The sequence below is a fragment of the uncultured Wocania sp. genome (assembly GCF_964021735.1).
In the GTDB taxonomy this organism is placed as follows: Bacteria; Bacteroidota; Bacteroidia; order Flavobacteriales; family Flavobacteriaceae; genus Wocania_A.
Map to the genome: position 1 here is coordinate 1 of NZ_CAXIBN010000224.1, position 4,237 is coordinate 4,237.

The 4,237-nt window shown below is 30.2% G+C and carries 3 protein-coding genes and 1 pseudogene; 2 read left to right on the forward strand and 2 right to left on the reverse strand.

The genetic code is table 11. The features are described from left to right. Positions 1-33: 33 nt before the first annotated feature. Positions 34-393: a hypothetical protein gene (locus AADI82_RS13975; RefSeq protein ID WP_341217041.1), complete on the forward strand. Its 360-nt coding sequence runs from the start codon at positions 34-36 to the stop codon at positions 391-393. 13 nt (positions 394-406) lie between these two features. Here AADI82_RS13975 and AADI82_RS13980 read toward each other — a convergent pair whose 3' ends face one another. After that, the gene (locus AADI82_RS13980) at positions 407-1,771 is read right to left on the reverse strand and encodes a mannosyltransferase (protein WP_341217042.1); all 1,365 of its coding nucleotides are present in this window, start codon (positions 1,769-1,771) and stop codon (positions 407-409) included. 130 nt (positions 1,772-1,901) lie between these two features. Between AADI82_RS13980 and AADI82_RS13985 the strand changes: the two genes are divergently transcribed. After that, a complete protein-coding gene (locus AADI82_RS13985) occupies positions 1,902-3,524 on the forward strand; it encodes a family 20 glycosylhydrolase (protein ID WP_341217043.1) in 1,623 nt (540 codons plus the stop codon). Positions 3,525-3,680: 156 nt separating this feature from the next. Here AADI82_RS13985 and AADI82_RS13990 read toward each other — a convergent pair. Continuing rightward, a pseudogene (locus AADI82_RS13990) lies at positions 3,681-4,237 on the reverse strand (glycosyl transferase family 2); the annotation flags it as partial.

Sequence of the window (4,237 nt, forward strand, 5' to 3'; positions counted from 1 at the left end):
TTTTTTCAATTTAATTTTAAAATCTGTACAATAATGAAAACAAATTTTTTGTTAAAATTAGTAGGTTTTACACTATCAATTCTTACGCTTGTAAGCTTTACAACCGCATCTAAATTAAGCGTTCAAGATGAAACTGTAGTAAATGCAGTATATGATGGACATGAAGATTATGGTTATAATTTTATCGCAAAAAACAAAGATGATGAAGAGTACACCATAACATTTCAAGAGGTAAAAGACGAATTGTTAAAAGAGTTTGATTTAAAATCTGAAACATTAATTGGAAAAAGGTTTAGTATTACCTATAAAACGAGAACAGAAGTAACTAAAGATGATGATGGTTATGAAGATGAAGAGGAAATTAATATTATAATCAAACTTAAAAAAATGTAATGATTTTAAGTTTTTAAAAAGAATTCAGGCTTCCTTTTATGGAAGCCTTTTTTATAAACACTTCCCAAATAAACACACCATAAACAATGGCGTATTCTAAAGCAATAATCCATAGGTTTTCAGATTTATCGGCTTTATCAATATTTATATAAGCTAAATAACTTAGTATAATTACAAAACTCCAAACTAACGGGAATTTATATTTAGTAAAAACTGACAATATTAAAAGTGTAGCAATGTACCATGGATGCACTGTAGTGGTTGTAAAATAATAAAAGGACAACACCAAAAGCATGGCAGTAATAAGTTCTACAGTTGTTTTGTTTCTTCTAAAAAAAGTAATTATTAAGACAAAAAGGATTACTACTATTGGTATTACTTTTCCAATAATAGCAATTTCGTTATACCCCCTAAAAGTATATCCAATTTCTCTAGCGATGTAATACATACTAGCATTAAATTCAAAATTCTGAAACCATAAAGCTACAGTTTGAGTATAGTTGTTTATAAATTCAGAAGAATAAAATGGAGCAAACAATAGCAAAGTTGTAAAGCCTAATATTAGGTAAAATAAAACGCTCTTTTTCCAACCTAGTTTTTGAAATAATAGAGGCAGAAATATTAATGGAATTAATTTAACAGATACAGATAAGGCTAAAATAACTGCCGCAAATTGCCATTTACCAATGTGCAGTAAATATAAACTCCAAACTAAAAAGAAAATCATGACCCCTTCAAAATGAAGGTTTCCAGTAAGCTCAATAATAATAAACGGATTTAAAATATACCAAAAAATATGGTAAGTAGGCATGCTTAGTTTTTCTAATAGTTTTTTGCCAAAAAATAAAGTTCCAAAATCGGCAGTAATAATTAATAGGCGCATAACTACTACCGAACCCAAAATGCTTTTACTAGAGAGCATTGCAGCTATAATAAAACAGAGTTGATTAATGGGCGGGTAGTTGGTGAAATGACTCGCATTTAAAGTCCCCATGCCGTTATATAATTCTTGTGCTTGTGCTACCGGAAATTCACCATTGCTAATAAATGATTCTACAGTAAATAAATAGGGATTAAAACCTTCTAAAATCATGCGACCATCCCAAATAAAGCGATAAAAATCTTGTGACAAATTTGGTATTGCTAAAATAAAAACAGCTCTAAACCCAAATGCTATCCATGTTAAAAGCTTAATGTTTGTTTTTAAAAGTTGTATTAATTTGTAAAACAAAAACCATAACGTACTATATAATATTACTAGTTTTATATAATCGGTACGAACCAAATTATAAGCAAAAGAAAAGTAAAATAATAGAATTACTAACGCTAAAAGTAGTGGGGTTTTGTTTAATTTAAAAAAGGCAGGATTAAAAAACATGTAGTAAATATAATATTAATTGTTTGTCGGTTTTTATATAGAGATACTTACTTGATTTTGTGAGGAAAAATAGATAACTTCGTTAGCCTGTTTAAATAGCAAAGAGTACAATTTATTTCAATTAAAAATTATGGTAAAATTAAAAGCAATTAGAATCTTAGTAACTTTATTTTTGATAATCACTTTTATTGCCTGTTCAGAGCAGAAAAAGAAGCGAGTAATCAACTTTCCAAAAACGGATTTAGCTTTAGAGAACTTAATTCCAAAGCCATTAGAAATAATCCCAACTAATAATGGGTTTGCACTTGATAAATATACAGCTATATATACCTCTAAGAATGCTGAGGGGTTTGAGAATGTTGGAAAATTTTTAGCAAAAAAAATTAAAACAAAAACGGATTTAGATGTACAAGTTAATGTAAATGACTTACCAAATATAGAAACAGTTATTTATATTAACCAATCTGATAGTCTTAATGTTGAAGGAGCAGAAGCCTATGAACTACATATAACTCAAGATTCTATAATCTTAAATTCAAATACTGCAGCAGGTAGTTTTAGAGGTATTCAAACTTTAAGACAAATAATTCCCGAAGCAAGTAATGATACGTTAATTGCTGGTACTAAAATATGGACAATCCCAACAGGAAAAATTATAGACAATCCTCAATTTGAATACCGAGGAAGCATGTTAGATGTAGCACGTCATTTTTTTAGTGTAGAAGATGTTAAAAAATATATTGATATTTTGGCATACTACAAATATAATGTTTTGCATTTGCACCTTACAGACGATCAAGGTTGGCGCCTCGAAATTAAATCATGGCCTAAGCTCACCGAAATAGGTGGGAGTACAGAAGTAGGAGGGGAATCTGGGGGTTTTTATACTCAAGAAGACTATACTGAAATTATAGATTATGCAGCTATGCATCATATTACAGTTATACCAGAATTTGATATGCCAGGACATACCAATGCGGCTTCAGTTTCTTACCCTTTTTTAAATGGAAATGGTAAGAAACTTGAATTATATCAAGGTACAGAAGTTGGTTTTAGTACGTTTGATACACGAAAAGATACTGTTTACACTTTTATTGATGATGTAGTTCGTGAAATAGCAGCTCTTACACCTGGACCATATATTCATATTGGAGGTGACGAGAGTCATGTAACCAAAAAAGAAGATTATATATATTTTATAAATAAAGTAGAGAAAATTGTACAAAAGCATAATAAGCGTATGATAGGTTGGGACGAAATTGCTACTGCAGATGTCGATTCTACCTCTATTTCTCAATTTTGGGCCAGTAAAGAGAATGCTCAAGCAGCTGTAAAGAAAGGAATGAAAATTATTATGTCTCCTGCTAAAAAAGCCTATTTGGATATGAAGTATGATAGTATCTCTAAATATGGATTAACATGGTCAGGGTATATTCCTGTAGATGTAGCATACAATTGGAATCCAGAATCTTATGAAGATATACCACTTAAAAATATTTTAGGGTTAGAAGCACCTCTTTGGTCTGAAACTATTAGCAATATTGAGGAATTAGAATACTTGGCTTTTCCAAGAGCTATTGGTTATTCTGAACTTAGTTGGACAACAAAGGAAAATCGAGATTGGGAGAATTATAAAGTGCGTTTGGCAAATCAAACGCCTTTTCTAGATCGTATGAATATTAAATATTATCCATCAAAACTTATTGACTGGAAGAAAAATGAAAATAAGTACAAGACAATTGACAAGGATTGAAGACTTGATTTAAATAGAAAAGTGAAGCTTCGTTTGATAAACAGATTATTAAATGAAGCTTTTTTTGCGTTAGCGATTGGAGTGGCATCCTTTTTTGAAGCATGAAAAAAAGATATAACGAAAAGTGCGACCCAAAGGGTAACGCTCAATAGAACCTTAAACTTTAGAGGTTAAAGATTTAATAAAAACATAACCAAAGCCTAAAAACAGCATAAGGTGAAATGGGAAAAGACCAAAATCGCCACCTTGGTCGCCAACTATAAATGCACTGTACATACCAAAGGCAAAGTATAACATTAAAAGCCCTTCGAAAATAACGTGTACCGAAACTCTTTTTTTAAGATATTTATTCTTTTTCCAAGCATCTTTAATATTGCCAATATTAAATTTAGGCGTGCGTACAAATTCACTTTTTTTGCCGAAGTGTCCTTCTAATACTGCAATGGAATTATGTAAAGAAAAGCCCATTGCTATGGAGAAAAACACAAAAAACATCCCTATATAATTCATAAAGTTTTTAATACCACCACCGTAAATTTTCCGGTACATAATCCAGTAGCAAATAAAAAATATAACTGTGCTTGCTACAAAGAAACTCATAACAATAAAGTAAGGTTTTAAGTGTTCAAATTCATTCTTTATGTAAAGCATAGGAATACTCAAAATAGCCACTATTAATATGTTTAAAAACATAGTACTGTTTAATAAATGTA